General features: G+C 51.5%; 15 protein-coding genes. 7 read left to right on the top strand and 8 right to left on the bottom strand.

All coding sequences use genetic code 11. The features are described 5' to 3' along the window. Nucleotide 1 precedes the first annotated feature (1 nt). Together MJX74_RS18445 and gmhB are read left to right on the top strand one after the other, a co-directional pair. On the top strand, nt 2-1,063 hold the full coding sequence (locus tag MJX74_RS18445; RefSeq protein WP_240224480.1) for a glycosyltransferase family 9 protein: 1,062 nt from the start codon (nt 2-4) through the stop codon (nt 1,061-1,063). A gap of 10 nt (nt 1,064-1,073) precedes the next feature. Then, the gene (gene gmhB, locus MJX74_RS18440) at nt 1,074-1,625 is read left to right on the top strand and encodes a D-glycero-beta-D-manno-heptose 1,7-bisphosphate 7-phosphatase (protein ID WP_240224479.1); all 552 of its coding nucleotides are present in this window, start codon (nt 1,074-1,076) and stop codon (nt 1,623-1,625) included. Nucleotides 1,626-1,647: 22 nt separating this feature from the next. Here the strand turns inward: gmhB and MJX74_RS18435 are convergent, their stop codons facing one another. The 5 genes from MJX74_RS18435 to prlC all read right to left on the bottom strand — a co-directional run bounded on the left by MJX74_RS18435 (nt 1,648) and on the right by prlC (nt 6,328). Continuing rightward, nucleotides 1,648-2,121: a peroxiredoxin gene (locus MJX74_RS18435; protein ID WP_068233478.1), complete on the bottom strand. Its 474-nt coding sequence runs from the start codon at nt 2,119-2,121 to the stop codon at nt 1,648-1,650. Nucleotides 2,122-2,162: 41 nt separating this feature from the next. Next, on the bottom strand, nt 2,163-2,912 hold the full coding sequence (locus MJX74_RS18430; protein ID WP_240224478.1) for a class I SAM-dependent methyltransferase: 750 nt from the start codon (nt 2,910-2,912) through the stop codon (nt 2,163-2,165). Then, nucleotides 2,912-3,613: a DNA-3-methyladenine glycosylase I gene (locus MJX74_RS18425; RefSeq protein ID WP_240224477.1), complete on the bottom strand. Its 702-nt coding sequence runs from the start codon at nt 3,611-3,613 to the stop codon at nt 2,912-2,914. The genes MJX74_RS18430 and MJX74_RS18425 overlap by 1 nt, the downstream gene beginning before the upstream one ends. A gap of 82 nt (nt 3,614-3,695) precedes the next feature. Continuing rightward, nucleotides 3,696-4,193, bottom strand: coding sequence for a hypothetical protein (locus tag MJX74_RS18420; RefSeq protein ID WP_240224476.1), 498 nt, complete (start codon nt 4,191-4,193; stop codon nt 3,696-3,698). An 86-nt stretch (nt 4,194-4,279) separates the two neighbouring features. After that, nucleotides 4,280-6,328 (bottom strand): oligopeptidase A, encoded by a 2,049-nt coding sequence (gene prlC, locus MJX74_RS18415; protein WP_240224475.1) that lies wholly within the window; start codon nt 6,326-6,328, stop codon nt 4,280-4,282. Between the two features lie 145 nt (nt 6,329-6,473). Between prlC and MJX74_RS18410 the strand changes: the two genes are divergently transcribed. Both MJX74_RS18410 and gorA read left to right on the top strand, forming a co-directional pair. Further along, the gene (locus MJX74_RS18410) at nt 6,474-7,049 is read left to right on the top strand and encodes a hypothetical protein (RefSeq protein ID WP_240224474.1); all 576 of its coding nucleotides are present in this window, start codon (nt 6,474-6,476) and stop codon (nt 7,047-7,049) included. A 104-nt stretch (nt 7,050-7,153) separates the two neighbouring features. Further along, nucleotides 7,154-8,509 (top strand): glutathione-disulfide reductase, encoded by a 1,356-nt coding sequence (gene gorA / locus MJX74_RS18405; protein ID WP_240224473.1) that lies wholly within the window; start codon nt 7,154-7,156, stop codon nt 8,507-8,509. On the opposite strand, the gene MJX74_RS18400 is transcribed toward gorA, so the two are convergent. From MJX74_RS18400 to MJX74_RS18390, 3 genes are read right to left on the bottom strand one after another with little or no spacing between them, the layout of a single operon-like run. Beyond that, complete coding sequence (locus tag MJX74_RS18400; protein ID WP_240224472.1) at nt 8,501-9,904, bottom strand: sensor histidine kinase; 1,404 nt, start codon at nt 9,902-9,904, stop codon at nt 8,501-8,503. The genes gorA and MJX74_RS18400 overlap by 9 nt on opposite strands. Continuing rightward, nucleotides 9,876-10,559, bottom strand: coding sequence for a response regulator transcription factor (locus MJX74_RS18395; protein ID WP_240224471.1), 684 nt, complete (start codon nt 10,557-10,559; stop codon nt 9,876-9,878). Before MJX74_RS18395 ends, MJX74_RS18400 begins: the two co-directional genes overlap by 29 nt. Next, nucleotides 10,559-11,380 (bottom strand): MipA/OmpV family protein, encoded by an 822-nt coding sequence (locus MJX74_RS18390; RefSeq protein ID WP_240224470.1) that lies wholly within the window; start codon nt 11,378-11,380, stop codon nt 10,559-10,561. Before MJX74_RS18390 ends, MJX74_RS18395 begins: the two co-directional genes overlap by 1 nt. A 178-nt stretch (nt 11,381-11,558) precedes the next feature. Here MJX74_RS18390 and MJX74_RS18385 point away from each other — a divergent pair, with 178 nt between their 5' ends. Genes MJX74_RS18385 through MJX74_RS18375 form a run of 3 tightly spaced genes read left to right on the top strand, consistent with a single transcriptional unit; the run spans nt 11,559 to nt 17,390 of the window. Continuing rightward, nucleotides 11,559-13,049, top strand: coding sequence for an efflux transporter outer membrane subunit (locus MJX74_RS18385; RefSeq protein WP_240224469.1), 1,491 nt, complete (start codon nt 11,559-11,561; stop codon nt 13,047-13,049). 60 nt (nt 13,050-13,109) lie between these two features. After that, nucleotides 13,110-14,288, top strand: a complete 1,179-nt coding sequence (locus MJX74_RS18380; RefSeq protein ID WP_240224468.1) for an efflux RND transporter periplasmic adaptor subunit — start codon at nt 13,110-13,112, stop codon at nt 14,286-14,288. A 12-nt stretch (nt 14,289-14,300) separates the two neighbouring features. Next, nucleotides 14,301-17,390, top strand: coding sequence for an efflux RND transporter permease subunit (locus MJX74_RS18375; RefSeq protein WP_240224467.1), 3,090 nt, complete (start codon nt 14,301-14,303; stop codon nt 17,388-17,390). The last annotated feature ends 66 nt before the right edge of the window (nt 17,391-17,456 follow it).

Genomic DNA, 17,456 nt, shown 5'->3' with positions numbered 1-17,456 from the left:
TTTGTCTAAGCCCTTAACCTCAATTTGTATTCTGCGTTTATCCGCTATTGGTGACGTCTGCAACGCCGTCTCTGCGGTGCAATCTATTCAGCGCCAGCACCCGCAGGCCCAGATCACCTGGATCATCGGCAAAGTCGAAGCGCGTTTGCTGGAGGGTTTGCCCGGTGTACGTTTTGTGGTGTTTGATAAAAAGCTTGGTAAAGCAGCTTACAGCCAGTTAAGGCAGAATTTAAAACACGACTATTTTGATGTGCTACTACATATGCAGGTGGCCTTTCGTGCGAATGTCGCATCCCTGTGTATCAAGGCGCGCAAAAAAATTGGTTTCGACTGGCATACCGCCAAAGAGTTACATGCGCTTTTTATGCGTCACCGCATAGAAGCGGCGCCACGTAGTCATGTGCTGGATGGCTTTCGTCAGTTTGCTAAAGCTATTGGGGTATCAGAGCAAGAACTTGGTACAACGCCAACATGGCAGTTACCAATTCCTGAAGCTGACGAGTTATGGGCTAAACAGCAGTTGGCTGCAACTGGCAATACCCGTGTTCTTATCATTAGCCCTGCCGCCTCTAAAGCCGAACGTAACTGGTTACCCGAACGTTATGCAGCCCTGGCAGATTATGCGCATGCCAAAGGTTTTGCAGTGATGTTATGTGGTGGCCCGACAGAGCTGGAACGCAGTTTAAGCCAGGCTATTTTGGCGTCAGCACAGCAGTCAATTACTGATTTAACCGGCAAAACCAATTTAAAACAGCTGCTGGCTTTGTTAAAACACGCAAGTATAGTCTTAGCGCCAGATACAGGCCCTACTCATATGGCGGTGGCTGTTGGCACGCCGGTTATAGGCTTATATGGCCACAGTAACCCGGATCGCACCGGGCCCTATTTATTCCGTCAGTATGTGGTCGAGGTGTATCACCAATCCTTATTGGCGCAGCAAGGCAAAACGGCAGCAGAACTCAAGTGGGGCACCAGGGTAAAAGGCAGCGATATTATGCAAAAAATTGCTGTAGAAGCTGTAACCGCTATGTTTGACAAAGTTGTGGCAGAGCAGAAACTATGAGCCAGCAGTTATGAAGCAGATGCAAAAAGCCGCTTTTTTAGACCGTGATGGTGTAATAAATATCGATCACGGTTATGTCAGTAGCCCAGAGCAGTTCGAGTTTATCGACGGAGTCTTCGACGCCTGCCGCCATTTGCAGCAGCAAGGTTATCTACTGATAGTAGTGACTAACCAGTCCGGCATAGGCCGCGGCTATTACAACGAGCAGCAGTTTCATAGTTTAACTGACTGGATGAAAGCTCAGTTTCAGTCGCATGGCGTGACTATAACCGATGTATTCTTTTGTCCGCATCATCCGGTTAATGCCAAGCCACCTTATCAAACCGATTGTGATTGCCGTAAACCTGCGCCTGGCATGTTGCTGCAAGCAATAAATAAGCACAAGCTAGACCCAGGCCAAAGCCTGATGTTAGGCGATAAAAAAGCCGATATGCAGGCGGCGAAGGCTGCAGGTGTTGGCCGTAAAGTACTGGTGTTATCAGGCCAGAGCCTGACAGAAGAAGATAAGGCCAGCGCAGATGAAATCTGGCCTTCGGTGAAAACTGCCCTGACAGCAGTGTAAATATACTAAGCTGAGCGCTAACTTACAGCGCGGCCAATACCACTTCAGCTTTGCTGACTTCAAAGGTTTTTGGTGCTTCGACATTGAGCAGCGTAACTACGCCGTTTTCAACGATCATTGCATAACGCTGTGAGCGTACACCGCCAAAATCACCGGTTTCCATGGTCAGGCCAATCGCTTTATGAAAAGCAGCACCACCGTCGGCCAAAAATACAATTTCTTCGGCATTCTGACTCTTGGCCCAGGCACTCATCACAAAAGCATCATTTACTGCGGTGCAAACAATAGTATCTACGCCTTTGGCTTTGATCTGGTCGGCCAGCGTAATATAACCCGGTAAGTGCGCAGCTGAACAGGTAGGCGTAAAAGCACCTGGCACAGCAAACAGTACTACTTTCTTATTAGCAAAAATCTGGCTGGTGGTTGGGTTCATTACACCTTCTTTGGTCAGTTGCGAAAAACTCACCTCAGGTAACTTGTCGCCGGTTTTGATCATGGTATTTCCCTTGTTTAATTAATCTGTTGTCAAAAGTATCACTAAATTGCTGCATTAATATACACATCAAAGCGGTTATTCTTGCCGGTTACCGACATTGTGGGTGCTTTTTCTGCTAAAAAGTCGGCATAGCCTGGCCGTTTTACTACCACGCGCTTTTGTGCCAGCTTAAGTGCCGGCGCCAGTAAGGCATCAGCATCAATATCGCTACCCACCACATCATGAAAAGCGCGCATTTCTTTTTTCACCAGCGCCGTTTTATCCCGCGGCGGAAACATCGGATCTAAGTACACCACATCAACAGCGCTGTGCTGCTGCAGGGCATCCAGCGCACTGTTGTGCAGCAGTTGCATACGCTCGCCCAGCCAGTTAAGTTCAGTTGTGGCCGCTGCCCGGCGCAAACCATCAAACAGTAAAGCCGCCACTGCCGGGTTACGCTCTACCAGAGTCACCTTAGCCCCCAGGCTGGCCAGTACAAAAGCATCACGGCCCAGGCCCGCAGTGGCATCTAATACGGTGAGATCGCGCTTTTTGTTTAAGCCACAGGCTTTGGCAATAGCCTCACCTTTACCGCCACCGTGTAAACGCCGGTAACTGGCGGCACCGCTGGCAAAGTCGACCACTATATCGCCTTGTTTGGGTAGCTCACTGTGGCGCAATACCAGCGCATTATCTTGCCAGGCCAGATGCCAGCCAACGGCCTCTGTGGCTAAGCTTAAACCAAACTGCTGACAGAGGCTGGCAGCATAGTCGGCATTAAGCTCAGGGCTGTGTAATAAATTCAGCGACATTATTGCTGCATACCAACACTATTTTCGCCGACACTTAAGGCGATAATCTGGCTGATATGTGTCAGGCTGCGGCCCGATTGCTTATGCCACAGATTAAACTGCTGCTGGATCTGATTTAGACTGCGTTTGCTGTTTATACCGCCGTCAAATATGTTGGTTGCCCGCAGGTAGGCTTCAACATCAGTGCTTAAAATAAAGGTATCTTTGCCAATGGCCCGCAGCGCATAAGGGCCGGTATTACCACCCAGCCGGGCGCCATGCTGCTTCAGATAGGCCCATAAACCGATAATATCGGCTGTTGGCCAGTCGGCAATAAAACGGCCGAAGCTGCCATGTTTACGGGCAATATCATCAATCATCATGGCGTTGTGGCGAATGGTAAACACTTTGCCGGCATTGCGGATAATACGTTCGTCGCGGGCTTTAGCTTCAAGCATTTCATCGCTCATCAACAGCATTTTTTCGATATCAAAATCAAAAAACACTTCACAAAAACCAGGCCATTTTTGCCGCACTACACGCCAGACAAAACCAGACTGAAACACTTTTTTAGTTAACTCGCCCAGCAGCAGGTTGTCTGGTATGGCGGCAATATCATCACTGCTGGCGCTTTGTCCCAGCAATGCTTCAAGTGCTGCAGCGCCGCCTTTACGCTCGCAGGCGCGCTGATAGATACGGTCAAAGGGTTCTGCGGTCGTCAAAATTGTACTCATCTTCAGTGAAAAAATAAGGCAACACGGTAACGGTTGCCTTTATGCTTATCATTGTAACCGTTAGCGCAGGTTAATAGGCTGCGGTTTCACCGCCCTCTTTTAACGTACACACACCATTTTGCAGCACTATGGCCGGTTTAGGCACTACAGCACAATCAGACATCAGGCCAAGCCGCTCGTTTTCTGCTTTGGCAGCAGAATTATACTTGCCTATCAGAGCCATAATTTCAGTTTCATTGCCGCCTTTGGTAGACAGCGCAATGTAGCTGGCCGGGCCGCCGCACGGTTTACTGCCAAACCCGACTACCCGACATTGCTCAACGTTATCTGCTTTTGCATCGCCAACCAGTGCCATAATTTCAGCCCGCATGGCGCTGAGGTTTACTTCATCTGCCATTTGTTGCTTCCTCGCTTTTACCGCACTTACCGGATCTTTGCTTGGGTCTATCGGCTCTATCAATGGTTTGGGTGGCAACCGCTCTGCAGTGGTATCACTGCCTGCCTGGCCCTGCTGACACGCTGCCAGCGTTAAAGCCGTCATGATTACTATCAATACCTTAGTGCGCATATTTATTCCTCCGCGTTCGGCTTCAGCTTGGCAGAGCTGGTCTGAATTCGCAATGAATTGTTAAGTTTAAATTAACCACGCCGGCATTAACCGGCAATACCCATATGGCGCAACAAAGCTTCGTTCGATGGCTCACGGCCACGGAAACCTTTAAATAACTCCATAGGCTCGGCACTGCCGCCGCGCTCTAAAATCCAGCGTAAAAAGTCACGGCCGGTGTCGGCATTAAAAATGCCCTCTTCCTCAAAACGGCCAAAAGCGTCGGCTGATAACACTTCAGCCCACAGGTAGCTGTAATAACCGGCGCCATAACCGCCGGCAAAAATATGGCTAAAACCATGCTGAAACCGGTTAAAGCGTGGCGGCACAATAACCGACACTTCACTGCGCACTTCGTCCAGCATCTGCTGTACACGGCCGCCCTGCGCCGGATCGTACTCGGCGTGTAAACGAAAATCGAATAAGGCAAATTCAAGCTGGCGCACCAGAAACATCGCCGACTGGAAGTTTTTCGCCGCCAGCATTTTATCCAGTAAGTCCTGCGGTAAAGGCTCGCCGCTTTCATAATGGCCGGAAATAATAGCCAGGGCCTCGCTTTGCCAGCACCAGTTTTCCAGAAATTGGCTGGGTAGCTCTACCGCATCCCAGGCCACACCGTTAATACCGGCGACCGCAGCAGCATCCACTTTGGTGAGCATATGGTGAATGCCATGGCCAAATTCGTGGAATAACGTCACCACTTCATCATGGGTAAACAGCGCTGGCTTGCCACCTACCGGTTTATTAAAGTTACAGGTTAAATATGCCACCGGCGTTTGCACGCTGCCATCAGGCAAAATACGCCGGCCCTGACAGTCGTCCATCCAGGCGCCGCCGCGTTTTTTCGCCCGTGCGTATAAATCCAGATAAAAACTACCACGCAATGTGCCTGTGGCATCAATAATGTCGTAAAACTTAACGTCCGGATGCCATACATCCACGCCGTCGCGCTGCTTTACTTCTACACCAAATAGCTTGTTTAGTACGGTAAATAAACCAGCTACCACTTTGTGCTCAGGGAAATACGGCCGCAGTTGTTCATCAGAAATAGCGTATTTGGCTTGTTTTAGCTTTTCGGCATAGTAACTAATGTCCCAGGCTGCCAGTTCTTTCACAGCGTATTCGCTTTGGGCAAAGGCCCTTAACTCCGCTAAATCCTGCTCGGCCTGGGGTTTGGCGCGGCGGGCTAAATCCTGCAGGAAATCGAGTACCTGCGCCGGGCTTTGTGCCATTTTGGTTGCCAGTGATTCTTCTGCAGCGTTGTTAAAATCCAGCAATTGCGCCAGCTCATGCTTTAGTGCCAGCGTTTCTTCAATAATGGCACTGTTATCAAACTGGCCCGCAGTCGGGCCCTGATCCGACGCACGGGTGCAGTAGGCACTGTACAGCTCTTCACGCAGCTCACGTTTGTCAGCGTAGGTCATTACAGCTATGTAACTGGGAAACTCCAGCGTAAACACCCAGCCGGTCAGCTCACGGCTTTGTGCTTCTTCGGCGGCAGCCAGTTTGGCATCGTCGGGCAAGCCCGCTAAATCTGCTGCCTCGGTAATATGTTTAAACCAGGCCTGGGTAGCGTCCAGCGTGTTGTTGGAAAACTGCGAGCTTAAATCTGATAAACGGCTTTGAATTTCGCCGTAGCGTTGTTTTTTCCCGGCCGACAAGCCAATGCCCGACAGCTTAAAATCACGCAGGGCATTTTGAATCACTTTTTGCTGCGCCGCCGTTAAGCCTGCATAGTGCCCGCTTTGCGCCAGTTGCTGGTACTTCTGGTACAGGCCTTCAAGCTGGCCAACCCAGGTGCTGTATTCAGACAGCAACGGCAGACAGCTTTCATAAGCTTCGCGCAGCTCTGGGGTATTCATTACCGAGTTCATATGCGATACCGGCGACCATAATTTACCTAAGCGCTCGCTGTCCTGGTCCAGCTGCTCTATCAGTGTGTGCCAGCTAACGTCTGGCAGTGCCACTGCAGCCTCTACCGCAGCCCGTGCCTGTGCAATAGCCTGTTCAACCGCAGGTTTAACCTGCTCTGGCGTAATGTGGGAAAACGGCGGTAAATCCGGGAAGGACAACAGTACATTTTGGGTAGCAGACATAGCAAACCTTAAACAAAGTAACAAACATTAGCCATAATGTTGGGGCAGGCACTGCGATTGTCAATACTAAAAAAACCTTATTGGCAGTAACGAATGCGGTTGGCTATACTGTGCAAAACTTGTTAATCAAAGGAATGAAACCAACATGAAAATACTGCAAAAGACCGCTGTCAGCTGCCTGTTACTTACCTGCCTGAACCTGTCAGCCAGTGCCAGTGAAATAGACGAAGCCATAACCGCTGCCACCAAACACTATAAAGCCGGAGAGCTGTCACAGGCCATATCGCAGCTGGATTATGCCAGCACGTTAATTCGCCAGGAAAAAGGCGAGCAGGTAAAACTGGCCTTCCCAGCGGCCCCCAGCGGCTGGCAGGCACAGGATGCCAATGCAGAAGTGGCTGGCGCAGCCATGTTTGGCGGTGGCATCAGTGCCTCGCGCAATTACTACAACGACAGTGACAGCATTGATATTGAACTGATGATGGATTCTCCGATGTTACAGGCCTTTGCCATGATGCTGAGTAACCCGTCGATGATTGCCATGTCTGGCGGCAAACTGACCAAAATTCAGGGCCTGCAGGCTGTGCAACGTTTAGAAGACAATAGCCTGGAAATTCAGTTTGTTACCCAAGGCGGCGCCATGATTACCGTGCGCGGCAATAATGCCAACCAAAGCACTATGCTGGCGCTGGCCAACAGCATTGATTTAAAAAAGCTCTAACTACGGCCTTAAGCCCTGTTGCCGAAGCTGTATGGCAACAGGGCTTGTAAAACACCACACTAACCCCTATAACCGCAGTAATGTCTACTTTGCGGAATTGTCTGATGTCTCGTCATTTTAACTATCTGTCTATTGGTGGCGGCAGCGGTGGTATTGCCAGCGCCAACCGTGCGGCTATTCGTGGCGCAACTGCTGCAGTGATTGAAGCAAAAGCCGTCGGTGGCACCTGTGTGAATGTCGGTTGCGTGCCCAAAAAAGTGATGTGGTACGGCGCGCACATTGCCGAAGCACTAAAGTACAGCCCGGCCTATGGCTTTGACATTACACAAAACAGCTTTAACTGGGCCACGCTGGTAAAAAACCGCGAAGCTTATATCCAGCGCATTCATGGCAGTTATCAAAAAGGCTTTGATAATAATGGCGTAAGCTATATTGAAGGTTTTGCCCGCTTTATTGACGAGCGCACCGTTGAAGTTAACGGCGAGCGTATTACTGCCGATCATATTACCATCGCCACGGGCGGTCGCCCGGTACTGCCCGATATTCCCGGCGCAGAGCACGGCATAGATTCAGACGGCTTTTTTGCCTTAACCAGTCAGCCCAAAAAAGCGCTGGTAATAGGAGCCGGATATATTGCGGTAGAAGTTGCCGGCGTGTTGCATGCACTTGGCACCGACACTCATTTGTTAATTCGCGGCGATAAACCACTGCGCAGTTTCGACGCTGACATTACCGATATGCTGCTTGAGCGTATGACACAAGACAAACTCAAACTGCATAAACAAACCAACGTGATTAAAATAGAGAAAATCAGCGACGGCAACTTAACCGTGCATTGCGATAACGGCGTTGAGTTTACCGGCGTAGATTGTGTAATCTGGGCCATTGGCCGTGGACCTGCCAGCGACAAACTTAACCTGGCTGCAGCCGGGGTACAAACCGATAAAGATGGCAATATAACTACCGACAAATATCAAAATACTAATGTAAAAGGCATTTATGCTGTTGGTGACGTTACCGGCGAAGCACAGTTAACCCCGGTAGCCGTTAAAGCCGGCCGCTTGTTAGCAGAGCGCTTATTTAATAAAAATATGCCCGATGCGCATATGGATTACTCACTGATCCCAACAGTAGTGTTCAGCCATCCGCCAATTGGTACCATTGGGCTAACCGAAGCAGAAGCTATTGAAAAGTATGGTGCAGCCAATATAAAAGTGTACCGCTCTGGCTTTGCGGCTATGTATAACGCCATAACAGAGCATCGCGCACTTAGCCGCTTTAAGCTGGTATGCACAGGTAAAGACGAAAAAGTGGTCGGCCTGCACGGTATTGGCGAAGGCATGGACGAAGTACTGCAAGGTTTTGCCGTAGCAATAAAAATGGGCGCCACCAAGGCTGATTTTGACGCCACTGTGGCACTGCACCCCACCAGTGCGGAAGAATTTGTTACGCTACGCTAGGGCATTACCGTTTTCAACAGGCACACCGTTATCTGTATGTAACTGCAACCGGAACATCAACCCCGGTTGCATTTTGTGGGCTGATAATGCCCAGCCATGCGCCAGGGCAATTTCGCGGCAAATGGTCAGGCCAAGCCCGGCTCCGGTATCGCGCTTGTGCGCGCCGCGCCAGAAGCGGTCGAACAACTTTGGTAATTGGGCGTCTTCAATGCCCGGGCCGTGGTCGCGCACGGTAATATTGTCAGAGAACACATCTACCGACACAGCGCTGCCTTCAGGCGCATGTTGTATGGCATTTTCCAGCAGGTTTTTTAGTAAGGTAAATAATCCGCCTTTATCAGCCTGTAACATAATGCCGGGGGCATGCTGCTCCAGATTAAGCTGAACCTGTGCAGCGTCTGCCATCCGTTGCAAATAGGCAACGGCCTCTGCTACCTGTTGCGGCATATTAACCCGGATAAATTTGTAGTTCTGCCGTTCACTGGCCTCTGCCAGCAATAACAACTGCTGCACCTGGCGCGACATATAGCTGACATCGTGCAATAACCAGTTGCGCTGTTCTGTTTCTGGCATCAACTCCAGTTGAGCGCGGATCAATGCGAGTGGGGTTTTTAATTCATGAGCTGCCGTAGACAAGAACTCCTGCTGTACACGGTAGCCATGCTCCAGCCGCTCAAGTACCTGATTAAAGCTGTTTACCAGACATGTAAGCTCGGTAGGCACGCCTTTAACCGGCAGACGAACATCCAGAGAATAAGGCGAAATAGTGGACGCAGACTGAGAGATATCTTTTAGCGGCCTTAGGGTATAGCGCAGAGTAATGTAAGCGAACAAACCGAAAGCAAGCAACGACACCACACTAAACAACGTAACGCCGGCGCCTACCAGCGGCATTGCAATATGCCGATGCATAAGCTCCATAAACCTTGTGCTGGCGGTAAGCTGCAAATACCAGATTTTACCATTGTGCATAATTGGCTCAGTTGCTCCATGCATAGTAAGTCCATTATGCTCAAAATCAAACCGGCCGCGCACCAGGCTGAGCAGTTCTTTGCTCTGTGGCCAGACTGACTCGCCGGTGCCTGATTGCAACACCACGTTACCGGCCTCGTCCAGTATCCGGTACGCCGTTTCACGCGAGATACTGTCAAACAACCATGTTACATCCTCTACTTTCGCAGCAAATCCAATCGGCGTACCTTCGTCATCGTACCTGATATCATCTGCGATCCCGGCAGCGGCATCAGCCAGGTCCATTCTGGCAAGCGTATTATCTTGCAACACCCAAACCGCAGCCAACACCAGCAATGTTACGCTCAGAATCATCCCGCCGAGATACGATAGTAATACCTGCAGTCGTAAACTGTTAAAATGACGCATCGTCACGAAGCGCATAGCCTATACCTCTTATATTTACTATCCGCTGCTGCGAACCAATGGCCTGCAATTTGCGCCGTATCCGATGTAAGGCCACATCCAGCGCGTTGGGCGTAACTGCTTCGCTAAAGCCCCAGCCAGCGGCTTCAAGCGCACTGTGGCGCACCGATTCATTACATCTACGCACCAGCAACAGCATAATTTGCATTTCGGCCTGCGCCAGTATCTCGCTTTTATCACCACAGCAAATAAGGCTATCGGCCGGGCGTAGGGTTAAATCGCCACATTGCGGCGCCAGCGAGCGCACTTCCGCCGGTCGGCGCAACAATGCACGCACCCGCGCTACCATTTCTTCCATGGCAAAAGGCTTGGCCAGATAGTCATCAGCGCCTGCATCGAGCCCTTCAACCCGATCGTTTAGTGCGGTGCGCGCAGTCAGTACCAGGCAGGGAATGGTATTGCCAGCCTCACGTAAACGCCGCAACAGCGTTAGCCCATCACCGTCTGGTACACCGCGGTCAATTACCAGCGCCTGATAAGACACTTGCTGTAACGCAGCCATAGTATGGTCAATGCGACTAAATACATCGGCGACAATACCAGCAGGCGCCAGTCCTTCGCATATCAGCCGGGCTAAGCGCTCATGATCTTCAAGTAACAGGATGCGGCTCATCAGAAGTGGTAAATATAACCGAGAACTATCCGGTTTTCGGTTGAACTGTCTACCAAAGGGCTGTCTTTTATTTCTGACGCCAGGCTGGTAACGCTAACATCAACAAACAACAGATGTTTTTTCTTAAACATATAACCTCCACGCGCGCCCACTTCAATATTTACCGCAGATTCACCTTGATAATAAGCCCTGTCAGCCGTCACTTCATTGGCGCGCACGCCGTAGTAGTAATCAACATAGTTTTTATCCAGTAAGCTCACCACCACCCGCGGAGTAAACATAAATTGTTGTTTAAAATGCCAGGTTCTTTCTAGCGAGAAATTAAATGCACTGCCGTCGCTGTCGCCGGAAACTTCAGTCAAATATTCAGCACTGATATCAGCCAGGCTGTTTTGCCATTCTGCTTTAAAGCCCGCCCAGAAGCCACCATCACGATCTTCCATACCATTAAGGATTGGCGCATCGCTTTGTTCGTAGTCAGTAAAATCGTATTTGCCGATTACGCCGAAGTTAAATTTATTAGACTCATTCAGGCTATAACTGGGCAATTTGAACGCCAGCTCCGGTCCAGCCAGCCTGATATATCGGTTTTCATAGGTCAATATCGGCAGTACTTTGGTATCACGGTCAATGTCAGTGTACGCCTTTTGGCTGCTGCCTACTGCCAATCCCAGCCCCCAAGATGACGCAGATGAGTCATCATCTACCTGTTGTGCGGTGACAGCCAGAGGTAAGCCCAGACCAGCCAACATCAGTGTAGCCGCAGCAGTAGGTGCTCTGGTCGCTGAGAAATAACGTACGGTCAGTCTTAATAAATGCATAGGTAACTTCCTTTCAGATGATGTAGATGGCTTGGTGTTTAAAACAACCTCCATCATCCACCGCCTGACTTACCTAAAACTTACCAAAACATTTTTTTATTCTTTTTCCTCAGTAAGTTTCCTGAAAGCCAATTTGCCAGATAGTGCAGCAGCTTTCAGACACTGACGAGAATTTCAGATGCATCACTTGGTCACTACAATCTCTGCCTTTACAAGGCGGCAAAAAACGGCGGTAAAGCCGGTATATGCCGGGCTTACAGTGATACCAGCAATATTGCTGTCAGGTTGTACTGCCACTGTACCTGGGCAGGCAATTGCCAACAGTAATACCGACATCGCTGCACAATGGCATGTTAATCAGCCTCACAATGGCCAACTTACCGAACTGAAACAATGGTGGGCCCAGTTCAATGACCCTTTATTGCTGCGCCTGCTTGCCAGCGCGCAACATGCCAGCCCGACACTGGCGCAGGCAACGGCCAATATTGCCGATGCCCGTGCCGCGTTGGTTAGCAGTGAAGCCAGGTTGCTGCCAGCGGTAGATGCCAGTGTCAGCGCAGGCAGAAGCCGTGCAGATCTTGTTACACCAATTGCTAACCAAACCGCTGTTGGCCTGCAGGCCAGCTGGGAGTTAGATATTTTTGGTGCCAACCGCGCAGCAGCAGATGCCACGCTGGCGACATTGGAATCCAGCCAGGCTAACTGGCATGAAGCCCGTATTCTGGTGGCAGCAGAAGTAGCTACCACCTACACCGCTTTGCGGGCATGCGAAGCCCAGGCTGAGCAGTATCAGCTTGATGCACAATCGCGGATAACAACATCAGCTATTACCAGCCAGTCAGTCAATGCCGGGTTTCAGCCTTCTGCCGCTGCAGATCTGGCAAGAGCCAGTGCAGCACAAGGCAGAATGGTGCTGATACAGCAGGTTGCACAATGTGATCTGCTGATAAAGGCGCTTACAGCGCTTACGGCACAGGATGAAATGGCATTACGCGATGAGCTGGCAGCGGGCAAAGCCATACTGCCACAGGTTGCCGGGCTGACAGTATCAGCTATACCGGCTGACGTACTGGCGCAACGGCCCGACATTTATGCTGCCTCACGTGCGGTAGTGGCAGCCAGTGCTGAATCACATCAGACACAGGCACAGCGTTGGCCGCGCATTAGTCTTACCGGCAATATCAGTACAACTACTATAAAAAGTGGAGGTATCAGCACCGATGGCACAACCTGGAGCATTGGGCCGGTAGCTATCACCCTGCCACTGTTTGATGCTGGCTCACGCCGGGCAAGTGCCGAAGCCGCCCGTATCCGCTATGACGCCGCCATCACTATTTATGCTGCCCGCCTGCGTGAAGCCATTCAGGAAGTAGAAAGTGCTTTGGTGACATTAAACAGTACAGCAGCAAGTAGTATCGCCGCCAACTCCGCCGCAGAAGGATTTGAATTGTCATTTCTGGCAACAGAATCCCGCTACCAGGCCGGTCTTGCCAGCCTGTTCGACCTTGAAGATGCCAGACGCAGCATGATTAGCGCAAAAAGCACCACCATCGAATTGCAACGTGAGCGCATCGCCAGCTGGATTGCGCTGTACCGCGCTATTGGCGGTGGTTGGAGCCCCGCTGAACTACACCAACCCTTAACGGGCCACCCTGCAGAGCCCTATTAACCGCCCGTGTAATAGCTGTCGCCGCCTGTATAGCTAATGCCAAATATAAGGAACCAGATAATGAGAAGGTCACACCAGGTTGTTTTAATTGCTACGGTGTTTGTGGTGGCAATTACTGCAGCCATAGTCATCACTGCGGATGGCGCGCATACGCCAGCAAACAATCCCAGCATTGCAACCGCTAACCCCACACTGACAGTTAACCTAACTACACCGCAAGTTATGGTGTTGCCGCTGACAATATCAGCCAATGGCAATATCAGCGCCTGGCAGGAAGCCATTATCGGTAATGAAACCGAGGGCTTAAGGCTGGAACAGGTAAACGTGAACGTAGGTGATATCGTACAGCGCGGCCAGGTGCTGGCAACCTTTGCCGCAGATACGGTTAAAGCCGAAATGGCGCAACGCCAGGCTACCGTGGCAGAAGCCGAAGCTGTGTTGGCTGAAGCTGCCGGCGACGTCAAGCGTGCTACTGAATTGCAAGCCAGTGGAGCCCTGTCAGCACAGCAAATTCAGCAATACAGCACTGCAGAGAAAACCGCCCAGGCCCGGCTTAAATCGGCACAAGCTAATCTGGACACCCAACAACTACGCCTGAAACAAACTCAGGTGCTGGCAGCGGATAATGGCATTATTTCAGCCCGAACGGCCACTGTCGGGGCAGTGTTGCCGGTAGGCCAGGAATTGTTCAGGCTGATCCGCGGCAGCCGGCTGGAGTGGCGGGCTGAGGTGTCAGCGCAAGATTTAGCAAAGCTGCAGCCGGGGCAAATAGTACAGGTTACGCCGGTCGGCGGTAAAACCATTACAGGCACAGTGCGCATGGTGGCGCCGGTAGTAGATACCCAAACCCGCAACGCTTTGGTGTATGTAGACCTGCCTGTTGATAACACCACCCGGGCCGGTAGCTTTGCCCGCGGCCAGTTTGAACTGGGGGCGACTAAGGTGCTGACACTGCCACAAAACGCCGTGCAACTGCGCGACGGGTTTAGCTATGTGATGCGTGTGGGCCCGGATGGCCGAGTCAGGCAAACCAAAGTCAGTACCGGCCGGCGTACCGCTGAGCTGGTAGAAATTACCAGCGGTATTACGGCTGCCGATCAGGTGGTCGCAACAGGCGGTGCCTTCCTCGGTGATGGCGATTTGGTGCAGGTTGTTTCCCAGCAGCCCACCGCGCAGCTACCTGCCAATCACAACCCAACACCAGCGGCTGTAACCGCTTCATCAGACGAAGCGATGTAGCCGGAGTATAAAATGAATTTAAATGTCTCTACCTGGGCCATACGCAACCCTACGCCGGCTATCCTGCTGTTTATTCTGCTGACCTTTGCCGGAATTTTTAGTTTTCGTGCCATGAAAGTGCAGGATTTACCTGATCTGGATTTACCTACTGTTACCGTAACGGTGGAACTGCCAGGGGCTTCACCGTCCCAGCTTGAAACCGATGTGGTACGTAAAATCGAAAGCTCTCTGGCTACCGTGCAGGGCGTTAAACATATTTACAGTAACCTGACCGATGGTGAAGCCAGTATTTCGGTGGAGTTCCGCCTGGAACGTTCTATACAAGAGGCCGTTGATGATGTGCGTGATGCGGTATCGCGCATCCGGGCCGATCTGCCGTCAGATTTGCGCGATCCGGTAATAAAAAAGGAAGAATTATCCGGCTCACCTATTCTGACTTACAGCCTGAGCTCAGCACAGATGGATACCGAAGCCTTATCCTGGTTTGTTGATAACGATATCAGCAAGGCCTTGCTGGCGGTCAGAGGTGTGGGTGCTATCGCCAGAGTCGGTGGTGTTGACCGGGAAATACGCATTGATTTGGATTTTGCCAAACTGCTGGCATTCAATACTACGGCTGCCGATATTTCCCGCCAGTTACAGCTGGTGCAGCAAGAAGCTGCCGGCGGCCGTGCCTATTTTGGCGGCATGGAACAGTCGGTGAGAACCATTGCTACCGTGCAGTCGGCTGAAGAATTCGCAGCAATGGAAATTACGTTGACTGATGGCCGCAGGCTGCGGCTGGACCAGATAGCCACAGTGTCTGATACGGTAGCAGAGCAACGCTCCGCTGCTTTTTTGAACGGCGAGCCGGTAGTGGGCTTTGAGATAACCCGCGCCATCGGTTACGGCGAAATTGAAGTTGCAGAAGGGGTGCGTGCCGCGCTGCAACAGCTGCAAACACAGCGGCCGGATATCAGCGTAACAGAAGTGTTTAACCTGATTGACCCGGTAGCGGAGAATTATGCCGGCTCCATGCAGCTATTGTATGAAGGCGCCCTGCTGGCGGTACTGGTGGTATTTCTGTTTTTACGCGACTGGCGGGCCACCTTTATTTCCGCACTGGCACTGCCTCTGTCCATCATTCCCACTTTTTGGCTGATCCATATGATGGGCTTTTCGCTCAATACCGTCACCTTATTATCACTCTCGCTGGTGATCGGCGTGCTGGTTGACGATGCTATCGTTGAAATAGAAAACATTGAGCGCCACTTGCTAATGGGCAAAACGCCGTTTCAGGCTGCTATGGAAGCAGCCGATGAAATTGGCCTGGCCGTGGTTGCCACCACCTTTACCCTGGTAGCGGTATTTTTACCCACCGCCTTTATGAGCGGCGTAATAGGCAAGTTCTTTGTACAGTTTGGCTGGACAGCAGCTATAGCAGTGTTATTTTCCCTGCTGGTGGCCCGGCTACTTACGCCGATGATGGCCGCCTACCTGCTGCGCTCACCTGGGCAGAACAATAAACAGCAGATCAAACCGGAGCCGGGCTGGGTTCGTTACTACCTGCATCTGGTAACCTGGTGCTTGCAGCACAAAGGCGTAACCCTGAGCGCAGCGGCGGTATTTTTTGCCGGCGGCATTATGCTGGCGATGACACTGCCTGGTGCTTTTATGCCAGCAGATGACAATCAGCAAACCCAGGTTACGCTTACGCTGCAGCCCGGCACTAAGCTGCAGGATACCATTGCCCTGGCGGAACAGGCGCGCCAGATATTGCAACAAAATGAGCAGATAAAACAAATTTACACCGCTATTGGCAGTGGTAGTTCAGGTGCATCAGATAACACCGGTAGCACAGCAACCAGTGTGCGCTCCGCAGTGCTGACACTTAGCCTGACCCATCGCAGTGAGCGTGCTGGTTTACACAAGCAACAAATTGAACAGCAATTACGCGAAATGTTGAGTGCCCTGCCCGGCGCCAGGATTAAAGTGGGTATGGGTGGAAGCGAAAATTATATGCTGGTGCTGGCCGGCGAAGATAGCCGCATACTGCAACAACATGCACTGCAGGTAGAACGCGAGCTGCGGGCTATTCCTGGCATTGGCGCCGTTACCTCCAGCGCCAGCCTGGTGCGGCCGGAGCTGGTTGTTACTCCCGATTTTGCCCGCGCAGCCGACCTTGGTGTAACTTCATCGGCCATTGCCGATACGCTGCGGGTTGCCACCGCCGGTGACTATGAGCAGGATTTACCCAAGCTTAACCTGAGTGAACGCCAGGTGCCCGTAGTAGTGCGCCTGAATGATATTGCCCGCGAAGATTTCGATACCTTTAAACGGTTACCGGTACCCGGCGCCCGCGGCCCGGTGGCACTGGAGAACGTCGCCAGCCTGGAAATAGGCAGTGGCCCGGCTGAAATCGCCCGCTTTGACCGGATGCGTAATATCAACTTTGAAGTAGAGCTAAACAACCTGCCACTGGGTGTGGTTGAGCAGGCCGTATTGACGCTGCCAAGCCTGCAAGCTCTGCCACCGGGCGTATCCCAAACTACACTGGGCGATGCAGAAATGATGGGCGAACTCGCCAGCGGTTTCGCCGTGGCCATGTTAACCGGCGTATTCTGTATTTATATGGTACTGGTACTGCTGCTAAAAGATGTTGTTCAACCGGTCACCATTCTTGCTGCACTGGTGCTATCGGTACCGGGGGCCTTTCTGGCGCTGTTTTTAACCAATGCCGCACTGTCGCTACCGGCGATGATTGGCTTAATCATGTTAATGGGCATCGCCACCAAAAACTCTATCCTGCTGATTGACTACATCATCATTGCCAGACGCGATCACCAGCTAAACCGCTGGAACGCCGTTATCGACGCTTGCCGCAAACGAGCGCGGCCAATAGTGATGACCACTATTGCCATGGGCGCCGGCATGATGCCGATCGCCTTAGGTATGGGTGGCGACCCTAGCTTTCGCGCACCGATGGCAATTGTAGTAATTGGTGGCCTTATCACCTCAACCTTTCTCAGCTTGCTGGTAATACCGGTGGTGTACAGCTGTGTAGATGATGTCGTGCAATGGCTAAAACCGCGTTTGCACCGTTTTTCACCGCTTAACCACTAAGTCCCTCCCGTTTAACTTAGGTTTACGGCTGCGCAAAAAACGCAGCCGGTTTTATGGCCAGATCAG

Origin of the sequence: Rheinheimera hassiensis (assembly GCF_022436675.1) — a bacterium.
Lineage (GTDB): Bacteria > Pseudomonadota > Gammaproteobacteria > Enterobacterales > Alteromonadaceae > Alishewanella > Alishewanella hassiensis.
Note: the sequence above shows the minus strand (reverse complement) of the source record. Positions and strands in the feature narration are given on the sequence as shown.

Bases quoted from the DNA above. Each gene is read 5' to 3' on its own strand.
- gmhB (WP_240224479.1), top strand. From the start codon at position 1,074: ATGAAGCAGATGCAAAAAGCCGCTTTTTTAGACCGTGATGGTGTAATA.
- MJX74_RS18435 (WP_068233478.1), bottom strand. From the start codon at position 2,121: ATGATCAAAACCGGCGACAAGTTACCTGAGGTGAGTTTTTCGCAACTG.
- MJX74_RS18430 (WP_240224478.1), bottom strand. From the start codon at position 2,912: ATGTCGCTGAATTTATTACACAGCCCTGAGCTTAATGCCGACTATGCT.
- MJX74_RS18420 (WP_240224476.1), bottom strand. From the start codon at position 4,193: ATGCGCACTAAGGTATTGATAGTAATCATGACGGCTTTAACGCTGGCA.
- prlC (WP_240224475.1), bottom strand. From the start codon at position 6,328: ATGTCTGCTACCCAAAATGTACTGTTGTCCTTCCCGGATTTACCGCCG.
- MJX74_RS18410 (WP_240224474.1), top strand. From the start codon at position 6,474: ATGAAAATACTGCAAAAGACCGCTGTCAGCTGCCTGTTACTTACCTGC.
- gorA (WP_240224473.1), top strand. From the start codon at position 7,154: ATGTCTCGTCATTTTAACTATCTGTCTATTGGTGGCGGCAGCGGTGGT.
- MJX74_RS18400 (WP_240224472.1), bottom strand. From the start codon at position 9,904: ATGCGCTTCGTGACGATGCGTCATTTTAACAGTTTACGACTGCAGGTA.
- MJX74_RS18395 (WP_240224471.1), bottom strand. From the start codon at position 10,559: ATGAGCCGCATCCTGTTACTTGAAGATCATGAGCGCTTAGCCCGGCTG.
- MJX74_RS18390 (WP_240224470.1), bottom strand. From the start codon at position 11,380: ATGCATTTATTAAGACTGACCGTACGTTATTTCTCAGCGACCAGAGCA.
- MJX74_RS18385 (WP_240224469.1), top strand. From the start codon at position 11,559: ATGCATCACTTGGTCACTACAATCTCTGCCTTTACAAGGCGGCAAAAA.
- MJX74_RS18380 (WP_240224468.1), top strand. From the start codon at position 13,110: ATGAGAAGGTCACACCAGGTTGTTTTAATTGCTACGGTGTTTGTGGTG.
- MJX74_RS18375 (WP_240224467.1), top strand. From the start codon at position 14,301: ATGAATTTAAATGTCTCTACCTGGGCCATACGCAACCCTACGCCGGCT.